At 39.0% G+C, this 25,896-nt stretch carries 24 protein-coding genes; 14 read left to right on the top strand and 10 right to left on the bottom strand.

Going from position 1 to position 25,896, the window contains the following annotated elements:
* Window positions 1-171: 171 nt before the first annotated feature.
* The gene (locus I6E80_RS14330) at window positions 172-930 is read left to right on the top strand and encodes a molybdopterin-synthase adenylyltransferase MoeB (RefSeq protein ID WP_197185831.1); all 759 of its coding nucleotides are present in this window, start codon (window positions 172-174) and stop codon (window positions 928-930) included.
* Here the strand turns inward: I6E80_RS14330 and I6E80_RS14335 are convergent, their stop codons facing one another.
* The 3 genes from I6E80_RS14335 to modA are packed head-to-tail and all read right to left on the bottom strand — an operon-like array spanning window position 931 to window position 3,377.
* Window positions 931-1,959: an ATP-binding cassette domain-containing protein gene (locus tag I6E80_RS14335; protein WP_197185832.1), complete on the bottom strand. Its 1,029-nt coding sequence runs from the start codon at window positions 1,957-1,959 to the stop codon at window positions 931-933. It abuts the gene before it with no gap.
* 1 nt (window position 1,960) lies between these two features.
* Entirely contained in the window at window positions 1,961-2,638 is a 678-nt protein-coding gene (gene modB / locus I6E80_RS14340; RefSeq protein ID WP_002959821.1) for a molybdate ABC transporter permease subunit, read from the bottom strand.
* Window positions 2,625-3,377, bottom strand: coding sequence for a molybdate ABC transporter substrate-binding protein (modA, locus tag I6E80_RS14345; protein WP_197185833.1), 753 nt, complete (start codon window positions 3,375-3,377; stop codon window positions 2,625-2,627). The genes modB and modA overlap by 14 nt, the downstream gene beginning before the upstream one ends.
* 45 nt (window positions 3,378-3,422) lie before the next feature.
* Here modA and glp point away from each other — a divergent pair, with 45 nt between their 5' ends.
* Window positions 3,423-4,640, top strand: a complete 1,218-nt coding sequence (glp, locus tag I6E80_RS14350) for a gephyrin-like molybdotransferase Glp (protein WP_197185834.1) — start codon at window positions 3,423-3,425, stop codon at window positions 4,638-4,640.
* Window positions 4,641-4,710: 70 nt separating this feature from the next.
* Here glp and I6E80_RS14355 read toward each other — a convergent pair whose 3' ends face one another.
* On the bottom strand, window positions 4,711-5,163 hold the full coding sequence (locus I6E80_RS14355) for a hypothetical protein (protein ID WP_024599117.1): 453 nt from the start codon (window positions 5,161-5,163) through the stop codon (window positions 4,711-4,713).
* Between the two features lie 274 nt (window positions 5,164-5,437).
* Window positions 5,438-6,862 (bottom strand): sodium-dependent transporter, encoded by a 1,425-nt coding sequence (locus tag I6E80_RS14360; RefSeq protein WP_024599116.1) that lies wholly within the window; start codon window positions 6,860-6,862, stop codon window positions 5,438-5,440.
* A 189-nt stretch (window positions 6,863-7,051) separates the two neighbouring features.
* On the opposite strand from I6E80_RS14360, the gene I6E80_RS14365 reads away from it, so the two are divergent.
* The 6 genes from I6E80_RS14365 (at window position 7,052) to I6E80_RS14390 (ending at window position 11,362) form a co-directional block, all read left to right on the top strand.
* Window positions 7,052-7,354 carry a YciI family protein gene (locus tag I6E80_RS14365; protein WP_024599115.1) on the top strand — a complete coding sequence of 101 codons (303 nt, stop codon included), beginning with the start codon at window positions 7,052-7,054 and terminating at the stop codon, window positions 7,352-7,354.
* Window positions 7,355-7,514: 160 nt separating this feature from the next.
* Window positions 7,515-7,772, top strand: coding sequence for a PepSY domain-containing protein (locus tag I6E80_RS14370; protein WP_024594903.1), 258 nt, complete (start codon window positions 7,515-7,517; stop codon window positions 7,770-7,772).
* A gap of 2 nt (window positions 7,773-7,774) precedes the next feature.
* A complete protein-coding gene (locus I6E80_RS14375) occupies window positions 7,775-8,449 on the top strand; it encodes a response regulator transcription factor (RefSeq protein WP_007375447.1) in 675 nt (224 codons plus the stop codon).
* On the top strand, window positions 8,443-9,780 hold the full coding sequence (locus tag I6E80_RS14380; RefSeq protein ID WP_076925914.1) for an ATP-binding protein: 1,338 nt from the start codon (window positions 8,443-8,445) through the stop codon (window positions 9,778-9,780). The genes I6E80_RS14375 and I6E80_RS14380 overlap by 7 nt, the downstream gene beginning before the upstream one ends.
* A complete protein-coding gene (locus I6E80_RS14385; RefSeq protein ID WP_024599113.1) occupies window positions 9,767-10,177 on the top strand; it encodes a hypothetical protein in 411 nt (136 codons plus the stop codon). The genes I6E80_RS14380 and I6E80_RS14385 overlap by 14 nt, the downstream gene beginning before the upstream one ends.
* Before the next feature lie 105 nt (window positions 10,178-10,282).
* Window positions 10,283-11,362, top strand: coding sequence for an FAD-dependent oxidoreductase (locus tag I6E80_RS14390; RefSeq protein ID WP_197185835.1), 1,080 nt, complete (start codon window positions 10,283-10,285; stop codon window positions 11,360-11,362).
* Between the two features lie 69 nt (window positions 11,363-11,431).
* Here I6E80_RS14390 and I6E80_RS14395 read toward each other — a convergent pair whose 3' ends face one another.
* Window positions 11,432-12,469, bottom strand: coding sequence for an AI-2E family transporter (locus I6E80_RS14395; protein ID WP_170070738.1), 1,038 nt, complete (start codon window positions 12,467-12,469; stop codon window positions 11,432-11,434).
* A 170-nt stretch (window positions 12,470-12,639) separates the two neighbouring features.
* Here I6E80_RS14395 and I6E80_RS14400 point away from each other — a divergent pair, with 170 nt between their 5' ends.
* Together I6E80_RS14400 and I6E80_RS14405 are read left to right on the top strand one after the other, a co-directional pair.
* On the top strand, window positions 12,640-13,530 hold the full coding sequence (locus I6E80_RS14400) for a TIGR01777 family oxidoreductase (protein ID WP_197185836.1): 891 nt from the start codon (window positions 12,640-12,642) through the stop codon (window positions 13,528-13,530).
* A 353-nt stretch (window positions 13,531-13,883) separates the two neighbouring features.
* Window positions 13,884-14,837 (top strand): GGDEF domain-containing protein, encoded by a 954-nt coding sequence (locus tag I6E80_RS14405; protein ID WP_083707603.1) that lies wholly within the window; start codon window positions 13,884-13,886, stop codon window positions 14,835-14,837.
* 181 nt (window positions 14,838-15,018) lie between these two features.
* Here the strand turns inward: I6E80_RS14405 and I6E80_RS14410 are convergent, their stop codons facing one another.
* Entirely contained in the window at window positions 15,019-17,571 is a 2,553-nt protein-coding gene (locus I6E80_RS14410) for an exo 1,3/1,4-beta-D-glucan glucohydrolase (protein ID WP_197185837.1), read from the bottom strand.
* A complete protein-coding gene (locus I6E80_RS14415) occupies window positions 17,571-18,845 on the bottom strand; it encodes a sugar MFS transporter (RefSeq protein ID WP_197185838.1) in 1,275 nt (424 codons plus the stop codon). The genes I6E80_RS14410 and I6E80_RS14415 overlap by 1 nt, the downstream gene beginning before the upstream one ends.
* A 258-nt stretch (window positions 18,846-19,103) precedes the next feature.
* Here I6E80_RS14415 and I6E80_RS14420 point away from each other — a divergent pair, with 258 nt between their 5' ends.
* The 3 genes from I6E80_RS14420 (at window position 19,104) to I6E80_RS14430 (ending at window position 22,850) form a co-directional block, all read left to right on the top strand.
* A complete protein-coding gene (locus I6E80_RS14420) occupies window positions 19,104-20,432 on the top strand; it encodes a GH1 family beta-glucosidase (RefSeq protein WP_197185839.1) in 1,329 nt (442 codons plus the stop codon).
* Between the two features lie 28 nt (window positions 20,433-20,460).
* Complete coding sequence (locus I6E80_RS14425) at window positions 20,461-21,783, top strand: glycoside-pentoside-hexuronide (GPH):cation symporter (protein ID WP_076925922.1); 1,323 nt, start codon at window positions 20,461-20,463, stop codon at window positions 21,781-21,783.
* Between the two features lie 62 nt (window positions 21,784-21,845).
* Window positions 21,846-22,850 carry a LacI family DNA-binding transcriptional regulator gene (locus I6E80_RS14430; protein ID WP_170070734.1) on the top strand — a complete coding sequence of 335 codons (1,005 nt, stop codon included), beginning with the start codon at window positions 21,846-21,848 and terminating at the stop codon, window positions 22,848-22,850.
* A 91-nt stretch (window positions 22,851-22,941) separates the two neighbouring features.
* On the opposite strand, the gene I6E80_RS14435 is transcribed toward I6E80_RS14430, so the two are convergent.
* Together I6E80_RS14435 and I6E80_RS14440 are read right to left on the bottom strand one after the other, a co-directional pair.
* A complete protein-coding gene (locus tag I6E80_RS14435) occupies window positions 22,942-23,610 on the bottom strand; it encodes a DUF2987 domain-containing protein (protein ID WP_024600125.1) in 669 nt (222 codons plus the stop codon).
* Window positions 23,603-24,409 carry a glucosaminidase domain-containing protein gene (locus I6E80_RS14440; RefSeq protein ID WP_197185840.1) on the bottom strand — a complete coding sequence of 269 codons (807 nt, stop codon included), beginning with the start codon at window positions 24,407-24,409 and terminating at the stop codon, window positions 23,603-23,605. Before I6E80_RS14440 ends, I6E80_RS14435 begins: the two co-directional genes overlap by 8 nt.
* A gap of 184 nt (window positions 24,410-24,593) precedes the next feature.
* Between I6E80_RS14440 and I6E80_RS14445 the strand changes: the two genes are divergently transcribed.
* Window positions 24,594-25,886 carry an anti-phage deoxyguanosine triphosphatase gene (locus tag I6E80_RS14445; protein WP_197185841.1) on the top strand — a complete coding sequence of 431 codons (1,293 nt, stop codon included), beginning with the start codon at window positions 24,594-24,596 and terminating at the stop codon, window positions 25,884-25,886.
* Window positions 25,887-25,896 lie beyond the last annotated feature (10 nt).

Here is a 25,896-nt window from a genome sequence, read left to right on the forward strand (position 1 = left end):
TTAAAAACTATAAATTTCATATGGTTACATGCAACAGCTGTTTTTATACGTTATAGTTGCACTATATGAGTGAAGGGCTCTGGGTTGTTAGAGTGCAAATAAAAAGCGTTACTACTTGCTCTTGGATTTAACAACTTGGTATTGTTCAAAAAAAGTATGAGAAGTTTGAAAATGCAAAAAACACCGCTAACTTACCAGCAGCAACTGCGCTATTCACGGCACATTATGCTCCCGCAGCTTGATATAGACGGACAAGAGCGACTATGGCAATCGCATGCTTTAATTATTGGTGTGGGTGGGCTTGGTTGTGCGGTAGGTCAATACTTAGCGGCATCTGGCGTTGGCACGCTTACCTTAGTTGATAACGATGAAATAGACGTGACCAACCTGCAAAGGCAAATACTGTATAAAGAAAGCGACATTGGTAGCTCAAAATGCAGTGCTGCTAAAAAACAGCTTAACGCGCTTAATAGTGAAATAAACATAAATACTATTGAGGCATTTTTTGATGCAAATACCTCTACAGAGCAGCTATTTAATAACATTGATATAGTAATTGATTGCTCAGATAACCTAGCAACGCGTAATGCACTTAATAGCGCCTGTTTTAAAGCTAAAGTTCCGCTAGTGTCAGGCTCTGCAATACGAATGGAAGGACAAGTCGCGTGTTTTACTATGGATGGAAACAGCCACTGTTATGGTTGTTTATCGCAATTTTTTAGTGAACAAACACAAAGCTGCTCTGAATCCGGTGTGCTCTCTCCTATTGTGGGGCTAATAGGCAGTATTCAGGCTACTGAAGCACTAAAAATGCTTGCTGGTTTGCCAAGTGGCTTAAGCGAGCACTTATTGCTGGTGGATGGTTTAAGCATGGAGTTTAATCGTTTTAAAATAGCTAAAAACAGTCAATGTGCGGTGTGCAGCATTTAGTTATTCTAGATTACTGATTGTTGTATAAAGCACATCGCCAACTTTAAAGTTGTTTTTGTCCCACACTCGTCTTGAAGCCAAGCAATACAAAGTTTGCCCATCTACATTAAGCGTTAACTGCCACTTGTTGTTAATAAGCTCAGCCTGAGTTAATACCGTCTTTAAAACATTACTGTGCGTTGTTTGCTCAGGCTTTAACGCACTAAGCGACATTTGCTCACTTTCTATAATTAGCTTGTTACTGCTATCTACAAGTGCAGGAAGCACAAAAAGCGGCTGCTCACTTTGCTGTAATTGCAGTTGATATAGCCCGTAGTCTTCATCAAATTTAACAACATCGTAATTAATTAAGCTCAGCGGTGTTTGCCTATCGTTTGCATAAATAGCTTTTGCAACGTGTGCACTTGCACCTTGGTTTATCACCTTACCTTTATCAAGCTGAATAAGGGTATCGCAGCAAAATAGCAGCTCTTTTAATGAGTGACTTACTATTATAAATTTAATATTAAACTTAACTGCAATCTCGCTAAATTTAGTGAGTGTTTTAAAACGCAATGACCAATCAAGCGCGCTAAAAGGCTCATCAAGCATTATAAATTTTTGACCAGCAAGCAAAGTGCGTGCAAATACTACACGTTGGCGTTCGCCGCCCGATAAGCTTTGTACATCACGGTTTAGTAAGTCTTGTAATTCAAGTGTTTTAACAACGTATTCTAGCGTTAAGCTTGTTTGCTTATTCCCGCAGTGTTTTTGTGTAAACGCTAAATTACCTGCCACATCTAAATGAGGAAACAACGGGCACGATTGCAACTGAAGCGTTATACCGCGTTTATCGCTTGGCAGCTCATGCACTGGTTGATTGTTTACATAAACACTTTTTGCAGGCTCTAAACCACTAATACAACGCAGTAATGTTGACTTACCCGAGCCAGAAGGCCCGTAAACACCGAGTACATTAAACGACTCAAGCTTAAGGTTTATATCTAAATCAAAATTATTGAGTGCTTTAAAAAGGCTTAACTTAATCATGTTATTGCTTAACCCCAACAATGCTTTTATTAAACTTAAATAACAGCACTAAACAGGCAAACGAAATCGCCAATAAAATAAGTGAAAGCTGATGCGCCGCCGTATAATTTAACGATTCAACATGGTCATAAAGCGCAATAGACACCACCTGTGTTTGCCCCTGAATATTACCGCCAATCATTAATACCAAACCAAACTCACCCAATGTGTGCGCAAAGCCTAAAGCAAATGCGCTACCAATACTGGGTTTTAAAAGCGGAATAATTAAATGCACAAAGCGTTTAAAAGGGCTTAACCCAAGCGCAATGGCAGCTTCGTTATAGGTTTGATTAATATGTTTAAACCCAGCCACAAGCGGCTGCATTACAAAGGGCAGTGAATAAAAAAGCGAGCCAATAACCACGCCCTGAAAACTAAACGCAAGCTGTGTACCCGTTAGCCAAAACCAAAACTGCCCAAAAGCGTGATCAGGCGAAAATAAAACAAGTAAGTAAAACCCTAACAACGTAGGCGGCAGCACTAAAGGCATTGCAATTAATGCCTCTAAAAATGGTTTAAATTTACCGTTATAGCCAGCGAGCTTGTAAGCCAGTGGAATACAAAATACAAGAAGGAGTACTGCGGTTATAAAGGCAAGTTTTATAGTTAACCACAGCGCGGTTAAATCACTTTGAAGCATTGTTGTCCTTTATTCTGTAACCTAATTCAATTAACTGCTGCTGCGTAGCCTCTGCCATTAAAAATTGCATAAGCTGCTGAGCGCTAGCACGCTTTTTAGTCGAGCTAATAATAACGCCTTGTTGAATTATATCGGGATATTGATTTGTAGGCAGCACGGTGTAATCTAAATATTTTTGATCTTGCGTGTTACTGTAAGCCGCCTTTAGTGATGAAACAGCCACCAGCCCTACTCCTACATTACCACTTTGCACAAACTGAAACGCATGCGTAATATTATTACCATACACATAATTTACTGGCTTTTTAAAATGGTTATTAGCGTAGTGCTCTGAGGCACGCCCGTATGGTGAAAAACGCGGATTAGCAATAGCTACTTTATCATTTACTTTTTCAGCTTTTGGTTGCCACAAAGCAAGTTCGCCTAACGCGTAAGTGATTAAACTGCTTTGCTCGGCATAACCTTCTTTAATAAGTGATTGCGGTCGAAAATCGTCAGCCGATAAAAACACATCAAATGGCGCGCCATGCACTATTTGCGAATATAAAACACCGCTAGAAGCAGCTGATATTTTCACGTCAACATTAGGTAATGGGGATTTTTTTAGTAGGGTTTGCAATACAGTTTTAAAATTACTCGCTACGGCTACTTGCAGCGTTTCTTTTGCGTTTACGCTGCACGAAAGCATGCATGCTATACACAAAAAATAACCCAACCATGTATTGTAAAGCTTTGACATTATAAGTATTGTTTCAAAATAAAATGATTTAAGTAAGCAATATATATGAACGATGTTTGCAATGCACCCGGTTTATTACCAATTGAAACTGCAATACAAAATATACTTGGCTCAATAACGCCTGTTAAAGACGTTGAAACCATCACTATAATGCAAAGTGTTGATCGCGTTTTAGCAAGCGATGTTAAATCAACTATAAACGTACCCGCTCATAACAACTCCGCAATGGATGGCTATGCGCTATGTATTTCAGATAAAAGCTTAACCTATACACAAGTAGGTAGCGTGTTTGCGGGTCAAGTTTTTGAAGGAACGCTTACCCCAGGGCAATGCGTAAGAATAATGACCGGCGCCGCCATTGCACCAGGCGCTAACGGCGTTGTAATGCAAGAAAACGCCTCGGTAGATGGCGATAAAATTACGTTTACTGCGCAACCAGAGCTAAATGAAAACGTACGTTTTGCTGGTGAAGATATTGCAATAGACGATGTTATTTTAAAAGCAGGCGATAAATTAAAAGCCGTTGATGTGGGGTTACTTGCATCTTTAGGAATTGCCAATATAGACGTGGTAAGAACCCTAAAAATAGCCGTGCTTTCTACAGGCGATGAGCTAATAGAACCTGGTCAGCCTCTTAAGCAAGGCGCTATTTTTGAAAGCAACCGCGCTGTTATTATTAGTGCGCTGCAACAAAAAAATATCGACGTGATCGATTTAGGAATAATCCCTGATGACAAAGACCTCATCACCAATGCATTTTTAAAAGCGAATGAACTCGCCGATGCCGTAATAAGCTCAGGCGGCGTATCGGTTGGAGAAGCCGACTTTACTAAAGAAGTGCTCAACGAAATTGGCGAAATTCACTTTTGGAAAATAGCCATGAAACCAGGCAAACCTTTTGCCTTTGGTAAACTAAGTAACAGTTACTTTTTTGGCTTGCCAGGTAACCCTGTGTCGGCTGCTGTTACGTTTAATCAGTTAGTAGAGCCTGCACTGCAAAAGCTGTCGGGTCTTGGTGAAGTAAATCCTAAAATGCGATTTAACGCGGTTACTACATCCGTTATTAAAAAGCGCCCTGGCAGAGCTGACTTTCAACGCGGTACAGCAACAATTAACGAGCAAGGTGACTTAGTGGTTGCCCCGTTTAATAAACAGGGCTCGGGTGTACTTTCGTCGCTTAGTAAAGCTAACTGCTTAATTGTAGTGCCTGCGCAAAGCGGCAATATCGAAAAAGGCGCAACAGTAAGTATTGAGTTGCTATAAAGTATTGAGGTGTTATAAAGCCTAACATGCTACAGCTAACTGTATAATTTAGCTGTAGCGCTACTCTAATTTAAAATATTTTTATGTTTAGAGTTTGGATTAAACAGTTTAACTTTTCGCTACGTCCTACAAACTCTTCTTTGCTCAACCTATTAACACACTTCAGCGCATTTTTAGTCGCAAAGTATCTATCATAACTTAGGCTTCTTTCGCATTTAACACTATACGTTGAGGGCCAAGAGCCACCGGCACCCGTTGCTATGCCAACAACGTTACATGTAGCATCTATATACTGCTCCCATGCTTTTATTTGCGCTTTAACTGCATCTACTTGGTAATCATCAGTTAGTTGCGGGTAGATCTCATCCATCATTTTACTGATTTTAGTTTTGTATCTATTGCCCTCTAAATTATAAGTATTGCCCGTGTGCATTGCACCGCCTTCTGGCCAATCATCAGTACTTTGTGCAAATGCGCCAAATGATGAAATAGCAAAAGCAAACCCAATAATAATTTTATTCATTTTAAATCCCTTTAATACCAATCTGCTTATATATGGGGTCTATTTAACGTTAAGAAAATTATGCTAGAACTAGGCAAAAATTTTTGTATCTAGTTGTTCTAAATAAAAAATTTTTAACGACGTTATAGTGCAATTTAATTCGTTAAATTGATCAAAGATTTATGCAGGTTGGTATAATAGTTAGACCAGATACCTGTAAAAAACGCCTATAAAAAATGCCGCTAAGCTTAACTGAGCGGCATTATATTATTCAATAAGCTTTTAAAGAGGCCTATTAAAAACCAAATATTTTTAAATCAAAAAACTTAGTCGCCACTGTATTTATAAATATTACAGCTAGAATGACAGGAATAAACGTTGAAAGTGAAAAGTTAACGTACTTTTCCATCAAGCTTCCCGCATAATTAGGCGAACCTAAGCTTAGCTCTTGTGTTAAGCGTGCTTTTTTCCAGCGGTACATTACAAACAAACACACCATTAAGCCGTTAAGTGGTAAAATTGTGTCGTAAAATACATCAACAATAATATCAAAAAAGCTCTTACTAACACCGCCATAACTGGTGAAAGATGTAAGGCTGTCAATCATACCAAACGACATTGTACATAAAATAGTAAGTACACCGGTTGAAAGTGTAAGGATGCCCAGTGCTTTTTTACGGCTAATACCTTTACGATCACTTAGTGTTGCAGTCGGGACTTCCACTATTGAAACAAGTGAAGTAATCGCTGCAAAAAATACTAATAAGAAGAATGAGAACGCAACAATAGACGCACCTACATAACCAATATCATTTTGCAGTGCTAATAATATTTTAGGTAGGTATACAAAAATCATTGATACGGACGAATCAGAAAGTGCTGATGGGTCTGTATTTGGGTCAAAGCTAAATATCGCTGGCAACACCATTAGCCCCGCTACAAACGCAACGAGTGAGTCAGTAATAGCGACCATTTTAGCACTGCTTACAATGTCATCTTTTTTAGAAATGTACGACGCGTAAGTCATTAATATACCCATACCCAGCGATAGCGAGAAAAACGCTTGGCTTAATGCGCCATTAAGTACACTTGCACTCATCTTAGAAAAATCAGGAATAATGTAGTATTTAACACCGGCCATTGCGTTATCAAGCGTTAATACATAAGTAACTAGAGCTAGTAGCATAACTAATAAAGCGGGCATTAAAAATTTGGCGGCTTTTTCTATGCCTTGTTTAACACCACCTAACAAAATTAAGTTAACGATAATAACCACAACAGCCATATAACCAAACACAGTGTAACTATTAATAAAAACACCAAAGTGGCCAGGATCTGCAAGTAAATCTAAATTACCGAGGCCTGTTTGCGTTAAATAACCAAAGATCCAAACCGTAATCACCATATAAAATACAGCAATCATAAATGGTGTAAGCACCGCAAAAAACCCAGCTAACTTCCATTTTTTATCGTTATTAGATAATAGTTTGTACGAACCAAGTGGATCTTTTTGAGCGTTACGACCCATTGCCATTTCAGCCATCATGACTGGTAAACAAATGAATATGACAAATAAAGCGTAAATTAATAAGAATGCGCCACCACCATTTTTAGTAGCAGAAACCGGAAAACCAACTAAATTACCAATACCAACAGCTGAACCGGCCGCTGCCATTATGAACCCAAGGCGGGAACTAAATCGTTCTCTATTTTCGCTCATGCATAAAACCTTTTTATTATTTTGTATATTTCAGCGACTCTACCAGTGTTACACAGAGATTTTCAAGCAATTACAGCTTAAAAATAAAATCGAAGTGTAAACCTGTGTAAATACGCTTTTAATTCACCAATTTTCAACGCTGTGGTAGTATTGCGTTAATCAAATTTAACAATTTTTATGAGATTCCTTATGTTGTACATGATTCACTCAACAGACGTTGAAAACAGCTTAGAGCTTAGAAAAGCAGCACGCCCGGCACATTTAGCACGCCTTAGTGAGCTTGATTCACAAAACCGTCTACTTACCGCCGGTCCATTACCGGCAGTCGATAGTGAAGATCCTCAAGAAGCAGGTTTTACCGGTTCATTAGTGGTTGCTGAATTTGAATCAATTGAAGCAGCTCGAGAGTGGGCAGCAGCAGACCCTTACGTTGCCGCTGGCATCTATGAAAATACAATTGTTAAACCTTTTAAAAAGGTATTTCCTGCTTAAAAAGTATTAAACCCTAGAGCGTGCGTTGCACTGTAATTCAGGGTTTGTTCACAGGATTTTAATTAAAATTATCAGGATAAAAACGAATTTACCGTTTTTACTTGAATTTTAGTAACTTAGTTAATTAAACTAAGTGAGTCTGGTCTAGGAGTTTTCCATTATGCGCGTATTATTAAGCCTCGGTTTTATTGCTTGTGTTAGCTTAGCTAACTTTAGTCAAGCAGCAACCGCCACCCAAGCATCTCATGCTGAGGTGGACAAAAAGAAAGCCGTAATACTCGCAAAGAAAACAATTGGCGGTAAGACATTAAAGATCACTGAAAAAACAGATTTTTATACCGTACGAATACTCAAATCTGACGGCCACGTCGTTGATTTACATATTAATAAAAAAACCGGCGAAGTGAAAAAGGATTAAAAATGCGAATTTTAGTTATAGAAGACGATTTACATTTAGCAGATAACCTACGTAATGCCTTAGAAAAAGAACGTTACAGCGTGGATTTATGCCACGATGGTGAAGCAGGTCTTTTCCACATTACAGAATACCCGCTTGATATGGCCGTAGTTGATTTAGGTTTACCTAAAATAGACGGTATTGAGCTAATTAATAAAGCACGAGCACAAGGCATTACAATCCCTATTTTAATCTTAACCGCGCGCGATCGCTGGCAAGATAAAGTAGAAGGTTTAGATGCAGGTGCCGATGACTACCTTACTAAGCCATTTCATGTTGAAGAGCTTATTGCCCGTTGTAATGCATTAATTCGTCGCAGTGCTGGTAAAGCAAATCCAGAAATGACTGCAGGTCCAATTAAAATCCATACACGTTCACAACAAGTATGGGTTGATGACAAAGAACTTAGCCTGACAGCTTACGAATATAAAGTACTTGAATACTTAATGGTAAATCCGCAAAAAGTAATTTCTAAATCAGAACTGACTGAGCACATTTACGACCAAGATTTCGACCTTGATTCAAACGTAATTGAAGTATTTGTACTACGTTTGCGTAAAAAGCTTGACCCTGAAGGCGTACTAAACCCAGTAGAAACACTACGTGGGCGTGGTTACAGGCTTAAAAGCCAGTGGTAATACCGCAAATATCGTTAAAAATAAGGCAAGGATTTATCCTTGTCTTTGTTTTGTTAGTCGCACTTCCTATCTTATTTTATTCAATTGGTAAGGCGTATTACGCTTCACTTGTTGATGCGACAGAAAAAACCCTCGAAGCACAACTCTACTCGCTAATATCTGAAGTCGATTTTACTGAGCATGGTATTATTATGCCCAGCACTATTTTAGCGCCTGAGTTAAACAGATTAAATTCTGATACCTACGCAATGATCTACCGCGATGATGACCCGGTTTGGAACTCAGAGTCGGCTGTAAATTTAAACTATGTACCTCAACAAATAGAGACCAAAGCAGGTGCTGCCGACTTTAGGCGTGTTGAATATAATAATACCGCTTATTGGCAACTTAGCCTGACTGTAATTTTAAACAACATAGATCAATCAGAACAAGCTCGCTTTATATTAGTTAAACGTAACGACGCTCTACTTCGTTTAATGGATGGCTTTAAGCAAACCCTTGTAGATTGGATGTTTATCATGGGGATTGCAATTGCAGGCCTGATGGCGATTGGTTTCATTTGGAGCGCTCGCCCACTCCAACGACTCGATAAAGAAATAAAAGCGATTGAATCAGGCGATATTCAAGAAATTAAAGGCCTCTACCCAGTAGAACTGCAAACAATAAAAGCAGATCTAAACTTGCTACTTGAGTCGCAACAACGCCAAAAAGAACGCTATAGAGCCTCATTGAGCGACCTTGCTCATGCACTCAAAACGCCGCTTGCTGTATTAAAATCAAGTCCATTGGCAAACGATGCCGATGCACAAGAACAACTCGACCGCATTAATGTGATGATCGAGCACCAATTAAAACGTGCTGCAACAGGCGCATCAGACACGTGGAAAAAACAAACCCCTGTTAAGCCAGTACTCGATTCAATACTCAGTGCTATGGCAAAAGTATATCGTGATAAAGATATTATTTTTAGCTGCACTGTAACCGAAAAAGATTATTTTTTAGGCGATCAAACAGATTTAATGGAATTACTCGGTAACTTGATTGATAACGCGTGTAAAGCGTGTCGCTCACAAGTAGAAATACAGGTCATTCAAAGCAAAACCCTGTGTATTGGAATTAGCGACGATGGTCCTGGCGTGCCAGAAGATAAGCGCGAATCTTTACTTACACGTGGTACTCGCCTCGATACTTACGAAAGCGGACACGGCGTAGGCATGGCGATTGTATCAGATTTAGTTAAGTCGTATCACGGTACGCTAACCATTACCGATGCTGATAAATTAGCCGGCGCTCAATTTATTTTAGAGTTTAATTACAATGACAAAAAGTAACTATTTATTAAAACTCACTGCCATTGTGCTATTAGCTACAAGCCAGTACAGCTTGGCAGATGAGGCATGTACTTTAGCCGCTAAAGCAACAACCGATGAAGCTAAGCGGTATATTCAATGCCTAGATACCCAAATTGATAAAGCAAAGCAAGTACAAGGCAGTTGGATACAAAAGCGCAAATATGAGCTAACTAAATCACAAGAAAGCACAGGTAATACTCAAGTACTTCCGTTATTTATGCGTAGCATTACTAATAGCGAAAAGTACCTGGAGAGCGCCTGCCAATGGCGCTATTTAATAAAACTTCCTAATGCGACAACAGCTGCAATTAGCTATAAGCTCTGTGAAATTGAGCTTATAAATCAATTTACAGAATCACTAAAACACCCATTCTAACGAAACTAATTAGTTAAGTTATTCTGTACACTCCCCGCTCCGCTTGACAATTTATTTATATCAAAACAAACTATCTACTAGTAGATTGCTAAATGGGTAATAAAAATGACTAAACCAGTAATAATTATAGGTGGCGGACTTGCCGGCTTATACTGTGCGTATAAATTACAACAACTTAATATTCAGTTCTTATTACTGGAAGCTAAATCGCTATTAGGCGGTCGAATTTTTGCCGCGCAATCACCAATAAATAACGATGTTAGTTTTGATTTGGGCCCTACGTGGATATTTCCCCACCAACCAAAAATTCAAGCTTTAGTAAAGTCACTCAACTTGAGTATATTTGAGCAATACAACAAAGGTGATGTGTTATATCAAGCACCTAATTCCAAGCAGCCTCAACAAATTGCAGGTGCTGGAGATATGCAGTTATTTAGGCTTAAGCACGGCATGAATACCTTAATAACTGCCTTATACGCGCAACTTAATCCTGATTCTGTGTTATTAGAACACAATGTCACTGAGCTTAAAAAAGGTGATAACAACTGGCAAATTACGGTTAATCACTTAGGTAATATTAAGCACTTTACTACTGAAAAACTAATTTCAGCAGTTCCTGCTCGTATGGTTACAACACACTTAACACCTGAACTATGGGCGACTCCAGCACTCATAAACCGCCTTAGTAGTGTACCTACATGGATGGCAGGACAAGCCAAATTTATAGCTACTTTTGAACATGCATTTTGGCGTGATAAAAACTTATCAGGGCAGTGCTTTAGCCGCGTAGGCCCTATGGTCGAAATTCACGACGCCAGTGCTGAAGATGGCAATTACGCCGCATTATTTGGCTTTATAGGTGTGCCCTACTTATCACGAAACCAAGTAACTCAAGAGCAATTAATTCAAGCCTGTGCCCAGCAGCTTAGCTACTTTTATGGTAAAGATGCAGAAAAGGCAACGGGGTACTTTATTAAAGACTGGGCAGACGATAAGTTTGTAGCGAATAGAGACGATCAAACTCAGCCTTCACAGCACCCAGAATTTGATTTTTCTGGCTTGGATGAGCAATTAAATAACCTAAATATTCATTTTGTAGCGAGTGAGTTTGCAAAACAAGAAGCGGGATATTTAGAAGGCGCAATAAACGCAGTGGATGACGCTATTAAATTGTTTGTTAATTAATAGTCTTGTATTTACTGTTAACGTAGCCATCAAGGGCTTTAATTTTACAGCCCTTGATGGTTATAGATGTTAGTTATTTTTAGCAACGTCTTCGCCACTGCCTAGTAGAGTGGCAACCCACTTACCTTCTGCACTGGCTTCTAGGGCTATTTTTACAATCATAGTTAATGGCACAGATAAAAGCATACCTACAGTACCTAATAACCAGCCCCAAAATATTAATGATAAAAATACTACTAGCGTTGAAAGACCTAGCCCTTTGCCCAAAAATTTAGGCTCTACAATATTACCCATTACCGTATTTATTGTTAAATAGCCTGCAGCAACCAATCCCGCAATTAACGGGCCTTGAGTAATAAGTGCAAGTAATACTGCCGGTACAGCCGCAATAATTGACCCAATATTAGGAATGTAATTGAACATAAACGCCAATACGCCCCAAAGCACAAAGTAGTCTACATCCAAAATCCATAAGTAAAACGCAGCAATAATACCCGTACCTAAACTTACTAGCGTTTTAATTGCCAAATATGAATTAATAGACTCTAAAAAGCGGTCAATTTGCTTCATTTTGCTATCAGGATCTTCAAGTGCCATGTGTATTTTTTTACTCAGCATTGGCCCTTCAAACAGCATAAAAACAACAGTTAAAATAATTAAAAACATGTTTGCCATTACGCCACCTAAACCAGTGAGCATATTGGTGGCTACATCAACCATTTTACCTGGGTCGAACATATTGATTAACTGATCTTTATTGATCAATATATTGTATTGAGATGCTAAATCTACCAGCCATACAAATTCTTCTTTGAGTTGTGTTTTATACTCAGGAAGTTGCTGCGAAAAATCATTTATTGATTGCCCTACAAGCCCGCCAAGACTCACACCTAAGCCAACTATAATAAGCACCACCAACATAACAGCAATGCCTTTAGGAATTCGGTAGCGCGCAAAAAACTTGATTAGCGGATTACAAATAATGGCAATAAACGCTGCCAAAATAAACGGAATAATAATTACACTTGCTGCTTTTATCCCCGCGAGTACGACCACTAAGGAAGCAAAAACTATTAAGCTTTTATTTACTCCAGTTAAACTTGCCAATTTATTAATCCTTTTATTAATTATATGGCCTTAGTGTAAGGCAAAAGGTAATTAAATGAAATAATGACGAAGTGATCATAAAAGCCTGTTTTACGTATAAATTTGCAAAGCTGTTTGCTAGCGAGTATGTTTTTTAATCACTTGCTACTATTTTATTGTAAGGATTAATAATGCATATATTTGTTACTGGCGCGACGGGATTAATTGGTAAGCACTTATGCCCTTTTTTACTTCATCATAATACTGTTACTGTGCTTAGTCGAAATCCAACTAAAGCTAACGTATTACTGGGACATAAAGTTAAAGTCGTAAGCAATGTTAATACAGTAGATTTTAACACCGTTGATATTGTTATTAATCTAGCTGGCGAACCGATTGTAAATAAACGCTGGAGCGACAAGCAAAAGCAAATAATACGCGACAGCCGTATTGGTATTACACAACAAATTAGCGAAGCTATTAAAGCTTGTAGCACTCCCCCGCATACTTTTATTTCTGGAAGTGCTGTAGGCTTTTATGGTCGACAAAATAGTAACACTATTGATGAAACCTGTGAAAACCCTCACGACGAATTTAGCCACCAGCTTTGTAAAGACTGGGAAAATGCAGCTTTACTTGCGCAATCAGAACAAACCAGAGTGTGCCTATTACGCACGGGTATTGTTTTGGCCAAAAAAGGTGGGGCATTAAGTAAAATGCTACCCGCTTTTAAATTATGCTTAGGTGGCCCTATTGGTGATGGCGAGCAAGGTATGTCGTGGATACACATCGACGATATGATTCAGCTAATACTTTTTATTATTAGACATCCTGAAATATCAGGTCCTGTTAACGCAACTGCACCAAACCCTGTGAGCAACGCTCAATTTAGTAAAAGCTTAGGCGAGGCGTTATCACGACCTGCATTTATCCCTATGCCAACCGTAGTGCTTAAACTATTAATGGGTGAAATGTCAGACTTACTTACAACGGGGCAATTTGTAGTTCCTAAAAAAGTACTAGCTCATAATTATCGTTTTCATCATCCAGATATTAAATCAGCTTTAGAGAGCTTGGTTTAGCTGGCGTTAATAATTCTTAAGGTAGAATGCAGAAAATTGAAAAGCAATCCTTTTAACCGAATTGACCTTTTCTTATTAATACATAATAATTATACACTTAATTGAATATATATTTCATCATTTTATAATAAAGAGAATAAATCATGTTTCATTTGCCTACTGTGATCTTCCTCTCTTTTATTCTTAACTTACTCATAAGCTTATTCTTTCTCTCAATTTATAAATATAAAAAACAAACATCTTTTTTACTATTTGGTTTAGCCTGTGCCACATTTGCGCTAGCAGAAATACTGGCATGTTTGCGCTTATACATAGACTTTCCTTTGATAACCCACTACTTGGCTAGTATTTCTATGATTATGAGCCCACTTTTAATTATTATTGGACTATATAAATATAAAAATATACAGAATATTAGTTTAATGCCTCTTTACTGCATATTTGGGTTTTCTGGTTTATTGTTATTGGCAATTTATCCTTTCGAAGCAGCAAAAATGCTAACGAGCTTAGTAATTGCCGGATTATTTATTTACACGGCGTATTTAATCAAAAGCATGAGCTTTGTTGCTAAAGCCCAGAAAAAGGCGTTGATCACCTGCTTTTTAGTGCACAGCGGTGTTATGTTTTTAAACGTAATATTTCTACTAATACCGGTACTGAGCTCGAGTATTCAGGATGTAGCAACGCCTTTACAAATTGTTCTTATTAGTCATTTACTATTAGCCACTCTAAGTGCTCTTATACTGCCATTTTTGTTATTTTCTAATAGTGAATACACGCTATCGAACCTTGCGAACACCGACTCTCTTACACAATTATTTAATCGAAGAGGCTTCTTTAATAATGCCAAAGAAACCCTTAAACAACCTAACAACAGTGATAAAAACGTATCTGTAATTATCCTAGATATCGACTTTTTCAAGCGTGTAAATGATAAGTACGGCCACGACACCGGCGATCAAGCAATTAAATGGATTGCGCAGCACATAAAAGAGCAATTTATTGATGAAGGTATTTGCGCCAGAATAGGCGGTGAAGAGTTTGCTATATTACTACCAGACTATTCTCTACGAGCAGCTAAAGAATATGCAGAACACTTACGTGAAAATATTTCTAAGCATCCATTTTATTATCAAAACTCGCATATTAACCTATCTGTAAGCGCCGGTGTGAGTAGTGCACTAAATGGTAAAATGAGTGTAAAAGACTTACTGTCGCTGGCTGATAAGCGCCTTTATCTTGCTAAAGAAACTGGCAGAGATAAAGTAGTCAGCTTTGACGAGAAAAACCTCTTAATGCAGTGCTAATTATTTTATAAGTAATTATAAAAAAGGCCCCTCTTATAAAAACGCGGTACCCCTTTGTATTTATACCGACCAGTTCCTATTAAGTTATATCAATCAGCTCAAGTGTTTATGCAGGTTACCTCTACATAAAAAAAGCCCTTCATTCGAAGGGCTTTGGTATACACACAATAGAGTTAATAAACTACTTACAAGACAGTGTAGCTTCGCCTGCCTTATTTGGCACAAACTGAATATTAGCTACAGAAATTGATGCTTTACCATTGCTGCGTAAGCTAAATGGGCTTGTTAGGTTTGCAAAATTAACACCCTTATCAGCAAAGCAACCTAAATCAATTGATACTGACTGCCATTTATTCTCAATGGTTTTATCCACTACGTTTGCTAAATCAATGCTTGCACCACATTCACCCGAGCAAGTCATAGCAAGTGCTATATCGCTCGTTAGTGCTTCGTTTAATTTAATATCAAAGCTAATCACACTATCGGCTTCAACGTAGGCAATGGTATCTTCTGCAAAGCTTGTTACTATTTCAGCACTGGCTTTTTCTGTACCGCTGAAGTTAAATTGGCGCGCGTCTTCTTGTACTGTTTTGTCCTCAGTACGGTATTTAATTGCACCAAATTCATGGGTACTACTCGATACATCTAAAAGCTCATCGCCCGATTTTAACAATAAGCGCCATGGCGCTACAGGTGCACCAACAAGTATATCCATACTCGTAAGCCCTGAGTTATCAAGTTTAGAGTCTTCATCAAGGTCGTCAGCTAGCACGTTTTTATCGCCATACGTTAAACCAAAACCATAAGGGAGTAATGGCTCGTAATTTTCATCGCCTTTATTAACCGCAGTTTGTACCGCTGATTTAGGCCAAGAAAACGATAATTTACCTTTAAAGTTATTTTGAATGGTGCCGTCTGCCGCTTTTAATAAAACATCAGCAATACCTGCGCCTTCTGTACCTGGCAACCATGCAGCTACAAACGCGTCAGATGCGTTAAGTTCGCTGTTAACCCACATAGGTCGACCTGATATAAACACAGATACAACAGGAATGCCTTGCTCTTTTAGTAAGTTTAAAAGTGCTAATGACTTTTTATTTCCGCGCTCAAACTCAAGGTTATCTTTATCGCCGTGCCCTTCTGCGTAAGGTTCTTCACCAAATACAACAATGGCAACATCAGGACGTTGCTCAAACGTACCATCAGCGCTTAAAGTAACACTTCCACCTGCTGCAGATATTTGCTCTTCAAGCCCTTTGTAAATTGACGTTGCTCCAGGGAAATCAGCATTTTTATTATTAGTCCCCTGCCACGTAATACTCCAACCACCCGACTGTTTACCTATATTATCGGCTCCATCACCTGCAACAAGTACGCGTTGATTAGCTGCGATAGGCAATAGGTTATTTTTATTTTTGAGTAACACAAGTGATTCGCGCACAGCTTGACGTGCTACTTCGCGGTGCTCTTGGGCACCAATTAGCTCTGTTTTTCCAGAGTAAAGACGCTTAGCCGGGCTTGGTTTATCAAATAAACCAGCGCGAAGTTTTACGCGTAATATTCTGCTCACTGCGTCATCAATACGCGACATACTAATTTCGCCTGACTTAACTTGCGCAATTGTATTGTTATAAAGAGGCTTCCAGGCACCTGTTGGCACCATGAAAATATCAAGGCCAGCATTAACGGCTTGCGCACAACTTTCGTTAGTACAGCCTTCAATTTGACCGTGACCGTTCCAATCGCCTACTACAAATCCATCAAAACCCATTCGTGTTTTTAATACATCAGTAAGTAGATATTTATTGCCGTGATTTTTAACGCCATTCCAGCTATTAAAAGAAGCCATAACCGATTGGCTACCTGCTGATAAACCGCCTACATAGCCTTGTGCGTGAATATCAAATAATGATTGTTCACTGTCGATATTATTACCCTGATCATCACCATCAACCGTACCACCGTCGCCAATAAAGTGCTTAACGGTACTAATTACACGCTTGTCACTTAAAAAGTCGCCATCGGCTTTACCTTGTAAGCCATTTACTATGGCTGCTGAGTAATCATGTACAATTTTTGGATCTTCTGAGTAACCTTCGTAGGTTCTTCCCCAGCGATCGTCGCGCACTACGGCAACTGTGGGTGCAAATACCCAATCAATACCCGTAGCCATTACCTCTACTGCAGTAATCGATGCTATTTGCTCGATTAAATCAGGATTATTCGCCGCGCCTAAACCAATGTTGTGCGGAAATAACGTGGCACCAATTACATTATTATGGCCATGTACTGCATCGGTGCCCCACATAGTTGGGATACTACTGCCATCAACTGAGTCGTCGACAGAAGCTTGATAAAAGCTCTCTGCTAAGGCTACCCAGTCCATAGGTGTTGCATGTTTGTCGCCATTAGGGAATGCGCCACCGCCATTAAGGTATGAACCGAAGCCATATTTACGCATGTCTTCAACGGTAATATCACGAATTTCTGGCTGAATCATTTGAGCAACCTTTTGCTCAAGTGTCATGGCTTTTAAATAGTTAACTATTTTAGCCTCAATATCGGCATCTTTTTTAACGGCAATATTAAGTTTTGGCCAAATTTGCGCTGTTTTAGATAACGTTTCATTAGTTTCAACCGATGTCACTGCGTCGTTTGAACAAGCCGATAAAGTACCTACTGATGCAATTAATGTTGCTAAGGCTATTTTATTAAGTGTAAAAGGGGTTTTCATTATAGAGTCTCCTGCGCTTGAACTGGTTTGCTACCGCTTAAACCATAGAACACGATAAATATGTAACATAAAATAGGTAAAACATACGAAAGTTGAACACCCACACTGTCAGCAAGTGCACCTTGTAAAAGTGGCACTATTGCACCACCCACAATCGCCAAACACAAAATACCAGAGCCTTGAGCTGTATGTTTGCCAAGTCCATTTAACGCTAAACTAAAAATAGTGGGGAACATAATAGAATTGAATAAACCAACCAATAGTATTGACCACATTGCTAATTGACCCGACGTGCTCATGGCAATAACGACTAAAATAATAGCCATGGTTGCGTTAAAGCCAAGTACTTTACCAGCAGGTAATTTTTGCATTACAGCAGCACCAATAAAACGCCCAACCATAGCACCACCAAAATAATAAGTGATGTAATGAGCTGCAGCATGCTCTTTTAGCCCTGCTATATTTTCTTGTGCTAAAAAGCTTACTAAAAAGCTACCAATTGCCACTTCGGCGCCTACATACATAAATATACCCACAGCACCTAATACAAGATGGCGATACTGCCAAGCACTGCCTTCAATTGCCTCTGATTTTTCGGCTTCTGCTTTTTGCTCGCTCATAATGTCTGGTAATTTAAGCCATGCAAAAATACCGGCTAGTAAAATAAGCATTGCAGCTAAAAGGAGGTAAGGAAGTTGAACTGACTCCGCATTTTGTGCAGGTGTTAAAAAGGCTTCTGACGCTGAGTCCAGAATTAACAGAGCACCAAATGATGGCGCAACCGTAGTACCCAACGCGTTAAAAGCTTGGGTTAGTGTTAAACGAGACGACGCAGTTTTTGCTGAACCCAACAAACTTACATAAGGATTTGCAGATACTTGTAATAACGTTATGCCACTGGCAAGTACAAATAAAGCAAATAAAAATACAGGATAACTATGTAAAGACGCTGCTGGGTAAAATAAGATACACCCTACTGCCGCAATTAAAAGCCCAACCACGATTCCTTTTTTATAACCAAGCTTTTTAACAATGTATCCACTAGGGAGTGACATTAAAAAGTAAGCGCCAAAAAAGCAAAACTGCACAAGCATTGCTTGAACATAAGTTAAATCGAAAACCGCTTTTAAATGCGGAATCAAAATATCATTTAAGCAGGTAATAAAACCCCACATAAAAAATAGTGAAGTTAAAGATGTAAGTGCAAAACCATAGTTTTTATCTTGGTGGTTTTGCGACTGTGTGTGTGATGTCAGTGGTGCTGAACTAGCCATGTGCTCTCCGCAATTTATTATTATAAATTGATCTTCAGTAAGTAATTAATACAAACCCCGCTAAGGCGCAGTATTAAAGAGTTGACCTGAAGATTAATTAACATTAATCTAAAAATGTAAGCGCTTTCACGGCTAATTAAATACGAACATGTTACATATTTCAACAACTTTTATTTTTAATAATGTTTTGTAACCGCTGAAAGTCAGTAAAAATAGGCGCTAAGCGTGCAATTAAGTTCTCAAAAAGGTTTGTAACCAATGACAAAAATATCATTACCATTTAATTCACCTCTATTAACAAAAGACTTTGTTTATGGTGTAGCAACAGCATCATTTCAGATAGAGGGCGGGTATGAGCATCGCTTACCGTGTATTTGGGATACCTTTTGTAGTACTGCAGGTAAAATTGCTGATAATTCACATGGTCATATTGCCTGCGATCATTACAACAATTGGCAACAAGACATAGATTTAATAGAGTCTCTAGGTGTTGATGCTTACAGGCTTTCTATTTCATGGCCTCGCGTTATGACTCAAGACGGAAAGTTAAATCCTGTAGGCGTTAAGTTTTATACTGATATTTTAGATGAGCTAAAACGAAAAAATATAAAAGCCTTTGTTACTTTGTATCACTGGGATTTACCGCAACACCTTGAAGATGAAGGCGGCTGGCTTAACAGAAAAACAGCTTATGCATTTGAGCAGTACGTAGAACTAATTACTAACGCATTTGGAACACGAGTGTATTCTTACGCTACATTAAACGAACCCTTTTGCAGCGCGTTTTTAGGTTACGAGATTGGCATACATGCCCCAGGTCTAGTAGGCAAGCAGTATGGTAAAAAAGCAGCTCATCATTTATTACTCGCTCATGGCCTGGCTATGAACGTGCTAAATAAAACATCGCCTGATACTCAAAACGGCATTGTGCTTAACTTTACACCCGCCTACCCGCTTACAGATACTCAACAAGACATAGACAGTGCCAAATACGCTGATGACTATTTAAATCAGTGGTACATGAAACCAATAATGGACGGTAAATACCCTGATATAATTAACCAACTACCTGAGGATCATTTACCAGAAATACACCCAGGTGATATGGAATTAATTTCTCAGCCAATTGATTACTTAGGCATTAACTTTTACACCCGCCAAGTTTATAAAGCGCACCCTACTGATATCTATGAACCCATTGCACCAACGGGTCCGTTGACTGATATGGGATGGGAGGTTTACCCGCAATCGTTTACCGACCTGCTCGTATCGCTTAATAAGACATACACCCTACCGCCTATTTATATAACCGAAAATGGCGCAGCAATGCCCGATACATATAATAATGGCGGAGTTAACGACTTAGACCGTTTAAGTTATTATAATACTCATTTAAACGCAGTTCACAATGCAGTTGAACAGGGTGTTGTAATACGTGGCTACTTTGCTTGGAGCTTAATGGACAACTTTGAGTGGGCAGAAGGCTACTTAAAGCGCTTTGGTATTGTTTATGTTGATTATAAAACGCAGCAACGTACTATTAAAAATAGTGGCTTAGCCTATAAAGCACTTATCTCAAATAGATAATAATAAGCACAAAGCGGGATAAACAATCATGGTCAGTGTAAAAGAAAAAATAGCGTATGGCTTAGGCGACACCGCCAGTAATATTATTTTTCAAACAGTTATGATGTTTTTAATGCTGTACTACACAGATGTAGTAGGTTTATCGCCTGCCGTTGTTGGTACTATGTTTTTAGCAGTGCGTATTTTTGATGCCGTAACCGATCCATTAATGGGTAACCTTGCTGACAAAACACATACGCGCTGGGGGCACTTTCGCCCCTACTTACTTTGGCTTGCACTTCCCTTTGCTATTATAAGTATTTTAGCGTTCACTACGCCCGATTTAGAAGGCACCGATAAAATAATTTATGCCTTTACTACTTACACACTTCTTATGGTTGTCTACACCGCTATTAATATCCCTTATTGTGCATTGGGCGGCGTACTTACTGCAGACGCAAAAGAACGCGTTACTATTCAGTCTTACCGGTTTGTATTTGGTATGTTAGGCGGCGTAATAGTAGCGGGTTGTACTATGCCAATGGTTGAGTATTTTGGCCAAGGCGATGCTGCCAAAGGCTATCAATACACAATGACTGCAATGAGCATTTTAGGTTTTGTACTGTTTTTACTTTGTTTTTTAGGCACAAAAGAGCGTATACAACAGCCAAAAGAGCAAAACATTCCTTTTGCCAAAAGTGTTAAAGCCTTAATTAAAAACGATCAATGGCGAACACTTTGCTTAGCTGCATTTTTTTTACTTACCGGGCAAGTATTAAGGCTTACGCTTGCTGTTTACTACGTAAAATACTATTTAGGTCGAGACGATTTAATCACCTTATTTATGACGCTAGGTGTTGCAGCCAGTATGGTAGGTTGCGCTTTAGCTCAACCACTTGCAAAGCGCTTTTGTAAAATAAAGGCCTATATAAGCTTACAAGTTATTGCCGCCGCTATTTGTGGTTTTAGTTACTTTATTAGTAAAGACTCTTTAGTATTGGCATTTGCGGCCTTTATTTTATGGAAATTCTTTTTAGATATGGCAACCCCGTTGTTGTGGGCAAAAATGGCCGACACAATAGATTACGGGCATGAAAAAACAGGTGTACGCATTACGGGTTTGGTTTATTCTGGCGTCATATTTTTTATTAAAATGGGCGTGGCTGTAGGCGGCGCAATTGCAGGCTGGTTATTATCTTTTTACAGCTATCAGGCCGATGCAGTACAAACCCTCGACACCCAACACGGTATTTTACTTTCATTTACTGTGCTACCTGCTTTTGGCTCATTATTTGTTGCCTACATAATGAAAAAATATACACTAACTAATCAGGTTGTTGAAAATATTCAATCTAAACTAACAGCTAGTTAAGATATATACTCTAAGGTATTATTTAGCCGAAGTAGTTAAGGATAAGCGAGTGAACAAATAACATGGCAACAATTTATCAAGTCTCAGAGCTTGCGGGCGTATCGTTAGCCACCGTTTCTCGCGTGATGAACAAAAATACCCGCGTAAGCGATAAAACTAAACAAAAAGTGCTTGATGCCATGGAGCAGCTTGGCTACAAGCCTAATTCAATAGCGCAATCTTTAGCCTCTAACTGCACTAACAGTGTCGGTATTTTAGTGTCTGAGTTACATGGTCCTTTCTTTGCCCAAATGATGGCAGGTATTGAGTCAGAGCTTCGTGCTGCGGGTAAGCACGTTATTATTACCACCGGACACAGTGAAGAAGACAAAGAGCAAGAAGGCATTGAGTTTTTAATTAGCAGACGCTGCGATGCCATTATTTTGCACGTAGAAGCCGTCTCAGATGACTACCTAATAAAGTTAAGCGAAGGTTCTACACCTGTTTATTTAATGAGCCGTTACGTAGAGCAACTAAAAGACAACTGTATCAGCCTAGATAACCAATTAGGTGGCTACCTGGCCACTAAATCGATATTAAATCAAGGGCATACACAAATAGCGTACATTGCAGGTCCTCAGTTTAAAGCCGATGCATTTAATCGCTTAGAGGGTCATAAACAAGCCCTTACAGAAGCTGGCGTTAAATTTGATCCTGCCCTTTATTATATTGGCGACTTTAACGAAACTGGCGGTAGTAAAGCCTTAAAACATTTTATTGATGAAAAACTTAGCTTTACCGCACTGGTATGTGCCAATGACGAAATGGCATCCGGTGCTATGAAGTACGCACGAGAGCACGGTTATAATTTACCAAACGACTTATCGATTGTTGGATTTGATAACGTTATTTTTGCAAACTACCTGTACCCTACACTCACGACCATAGATAATCCGGTCGGGAAAATGGGCGAAATGGCAGCAAAACTAGTGCTTAAAGACGTATATCAAAATAAAAACCTCGTTATAAATCGGTTTTTTGAACCCACTTTAATGCAGCGAGACTCATCAGCACCGCTTATTAAATAAAAACTAAAGGCTAAAAACGAGTACAGAATTTGGTACAAAAAAAGCGGCTAGATGCCGCTTTTTATAGGTTAGCTACTTAGCTAAACGCTAATCACTTAACAATCCAAGGCGTTACTTTAATAACTTGCGATATATCGCCAAGCACCGCGCTATCATCTTCCCAGCTATCTTCAACTGCAAAGTAACATACTGACTTTTCACACGTTATGCTCTTATCATCAAATTGCATTGGGCTTTTAAATGTAACTGCTACGCCCTTTTGCTCTGGTAATAAAAACCACATTAATTTACTTACAAAAAAGCCCGACAAATCAGTTAACAACTCATCAAGTTCGTCGTTAATGGTATATAACGACTGCTTTGAAAACGCTAAACCTTCAAGTTCGTTTGCTTCTATTTGTAGCTTTAATTGGCAATCGTGTACAGGATTAAGCGGCTCTACTACAATGACCGCTTTATCGGTATCAAGCTGCTTATCGAACGGCAATAGTAATTGTGCTTTATCGGTAAAGTTAAGTGGATACTCGTTTCTTTCGGTTAAAATAGTACCGCTTTTAATCGCACATGTTTCATTAGTACCAATATCACTAATGTAAAAGTTAACTCGCGCATATTGAAAATCGCCTTTGTTAACAATTTTTAAGCGGTCGTAAAAACCGTCATACGACATCACAAACTCTCTCGCATTTACATTAAATGCACTAATGCTCAGCAGTACTAACGCAATAGCGTTGGTACAATTAAAAATGTATTTATTCATCAAAGTAGGCTCTATTTTGGCTAATCATGGTGTTTAACTCTTCTATATACGCTTCACCGCGCTCAGAGTAAGACATTAAACCATGTGTAAGTTCAGTCGCTAAAATTGGTTTTTGCTCAAGACGTAAGTTTTCACGTATTGCGCGCAAATCTTTATAAGCAGGATGCGTATTTATGTTTTTAAAGTAAGAGTTTATAGCAGCTCTTACCGATTTAAACGCAGCAACTTCGTGCGCAGCCCCGGTATTACGGCGTTTTGGCACCATGCCACAACCTTTTGTGTAACACCACTGACCAAAAAAGTTAAGGCCAATACGTGCAAAACGTGATGTGCCCCACGCAGATTCGTTTGCAGCTTGCATAAGCGCTAATTCTTTAGGAATTATATCAACACGGCGTAATGCTTGCGTAAGTATGAGCGTATCAACTGTGGTTGGTAAGCCGTATGACTTTAAAATTTTAGCAATATCTTTGCTTTGCTTTTTTTCTAAAGGTAATTCGTTTTGGAGCATCATGCGTGCTATTTCTAGCTTAGCGCGTTGCTGTAGTATTTTTTTGTTTTCGGCTTCTACATGCGGGCGGATAAAGCTAAAAAATGCATGTTTTTTTTCTTTTACATCACTAAATTCAGAAAACTTAGGTAATTTTACGTTATGTAATGGTTTTTCTTTTTTCTTCACTTTTGTTGGTTGCTCTGACGTTTGCTCATCCTGATCAACGTCGTCACTTTGCATAAACGGATACGCAAGTGCCCATATAAAAAATACGCTCAGTAAAAGTTTAAAAATCGTTTTTAACATGTATTCTCTCTTTCAAACAACTAATTATGCATGGTTAATACACAAACATACGAAGGCCCATTATACCTAAGCCACTTTATAAACGCGAATAACGAAAAGTAGTGCATTTGTTCATTCGCAATTTATAAGTCCATGGGTATACTGGGCAAAGTTTAATAATATTAACTATGTGTGAGTAAGCAGTATGGATAAACAATGGCAGAGCCGAATAATAGAGCAATATAAACATCGTCCTAACGATAACCGCTCGCCGTGGCAGGTCGATCGTTCGCGTATTATTCATGCCGCTGCATTTAGGCGTTTGCAAGCTAAAACCCAAATTATGGGCATTGGCCTAAACGACTTTTACCGCACTCGCCTTACCCACTCTTTAGAAGTATCGCAAATTGGTACTGGCATATTGCGCCATTTAAAAGCGCAACATAGCGACTTTACGCACTTTCCATCAACCGGACTGCTAGAAACACTCTGTTTAGCGCACGATATTGGCCATCCGCCTTTTGGCCATGGTGGTGAAATAGCACTAAATTACATGATGCGCGATCACGGTGGTTTTGAAGGTAACGCACAAACACTGCGCATAGTTGCAAAACTTGAGCCCTACAGTAATGGCCACGGCATGAACCTCACTCGTCGTACTTTATTAGGCTTTATAAAATACCCCGCGTTTATTAATACGCTCTGGCATACCATTCCTGACGATACAACCGGTCGTGCATTTATAAAAGCTGATGATTGGAGACCTGCCAAAGGGTTATACAACGACGATGCAGCCATATTTAATTGGATAGTAGAACCACTGAGTCAAAACGATAAAACATTGCTAGGTAGCCATGCCGCTATTGATAAGTACCGCGCTAAAACAACGTATAAATCGCTCGATAGCGCCATAATGGAACACGCCGACGATATAGCATACGCGGTACACGACTTAGAAGATGCCATTGCAACCCACGTACTTACGTTAGACGATTGGCAAACTCATGCTCTGCCTCATTTAAAAGCACTAAATTTTGCCTGGTTAAACACCATGCTTGAATCGCTGACCCAGCGTTTGTTTTCAAAAAATGATTATGAGCGAAAAGATGCCATAGGTGAGCTGGTTAATACCTTTATTATTCATATACATTTAGATATTCAAAACGATGACTTTGAATGCCCTATTTTAAAGTACACCGCTAAATTAGATGCCCAATACGACAGTGTATTGCAAATACTTAAGCATTTTGTGTTTCAACGTTTAATACGCGACCCCGAAATGCAGCAAATAGAGTTTAAAGGGCAAAACTTACTAATAGAGTTATTTACCGCGTTTGCTAGCGATCCGCTGCGTTTATTGCCCGAAACAACACAAGCACAATACATAGAAGCCGAAAAGAAAAACCAAGGTATGCGTATAATTTGCGATTACTTAAGCGGAATGACCGACGAATACGCTTATAAAACATATCAACGATTGTTTTCACCTATGCAGTAGCTAACTGCTA

This window comes from Pseudoalteromonas sp. NSLLW218, from assembly GCF_015864775.1.
Classification (GTDB): domain Bacteria; phylum Pseudomonadota; class Gammaproteobacteria; order Enterobacterales; family Alteromonadaceae; genus Pseudoalteromonas.